General features: G+C 29.8%; 1 protein-coding gene. It reads left to right on the top strand.

Annotation, left to right across the window (positions count from 1 at the left end; translation table 11 throughout):
- The first annotated feature begins 251 nt into the window (after nt 1–251).
- Nucleotides 252–1001 (top strand): hypothetical protein, encoded by a 750-nt coding sequence (locus DNU06_RS17435; RefSeq protein ID WP_111064780.1) that lies wholly within the window; start codon nt 252–254, stop codon nt 999–1001.
- Nucleotides 1002–1301 lie beyond the last annotated feature (300 nt).

A 1301-nucleotide genomic window follows, 5' to 3' on the forward strand; every position in this document is an offset into this window, starting at 1 on the left:
AAAAACGAAAACACAACACAAAAATAAAAATTACAGCGAAGCTGTTCGGCATAAATGCCTATTTTTATTCAGCCGTTAACTACAAGCGGAAGTAGAGTAAATAGAGTGGAAAAACCCACAGTGTTTTTTATAACTATGTACTACTGAAAAATAAGAATTACAGCACAATAATAAAAGTGTGGAGATGATTAATCGGCTTTTCCTATTTTGGATATGCTAAATAGGAAAAAACCTTATCTTTAGAATGTTAAATGAACTTTAAAGCCATTACATATTATTTTGTTTTTTTTGGCTTCTATTCACTTGTCCATGGGCAGACTGTTACAGTTAGCATTGACTCAATTCGTCATAGTAATCCTATAGAAAACAAGACTTATAATGACTTTTGCTACCTGCATGACGGTGTGAATGCTCGTTATTATACTTGGCTTGCAGACGTTATTTATGAATTCGACAGTTTGAAAAATTTTGATCGGGCATGTAATTCTATTATAATTAATAGCATTAATATGAGGGCAAATGGTTTCAAAGTAATTGATTCTGATATCACATCAAAACATAAATATATCAAAACTTCAATTTATAAAATCACAAAAAAGGGTATTCGTGAAAATGACAAATTATACTTCGAGAATAAAATTTATGTATTCGGATTAATGGGGCATATCCCAGACGATTTTCATGTTATTCAACTATTTGATTTTTGGGAGTATTATAAACTATCGCGTTATATAAAGAATACAAATGTGAAAGTTTTGGTTAAAGGATCCAAATACATCATAAAACCATTTGAATTCATAGAGTTGGGTTTAACTTACAAAGAGCGTTTAAAAATGATTTATAAAACTTACTACGGAAGATACAAGCGAATCATTATTTCTAAAATTGAAAAGGAAGCTAATCTATATTTCTTCCCTGGTAGATTCTACACAACCCCTACTATAAGTAAAAAAAGTTATGTTGTAGGAGAATTCTATAGAAGAATTTGTAACAAAATTTGAATTTCACTGTGAATGAAAAAAATTTGTAAAACACATAAAAAGAAAGCAGTAGTTAACAATACCTATATTCAATTTGCATTTACCAATTAAAAGAGATGGTAATTAATAAAATAGCGCCAAAACATGGTTTAGATAGTCTAAAATAATTAATTTAGCCTAAACAATGCCTTGGCGGTTATCAAGTTACTTTATGCAAGGTAATGCAAACAGAAATATAGCCGAGCGTTGTAGTGCATATGAAGAATAATTAAAGATGAACGGATTTCGACTTTTGCCAGTCCACATTGCTGTTAAAGATTT

This window comes from Putridiphycobacter roseus (assembly GCF_003234935.1).
Lineage (GTDB): Bacteria > Bacteroidota > Bacteroidia > Flavobacteriales_D > Crocinitomicaceae > Putridiphycobacter > Putridiphycobacter roseus.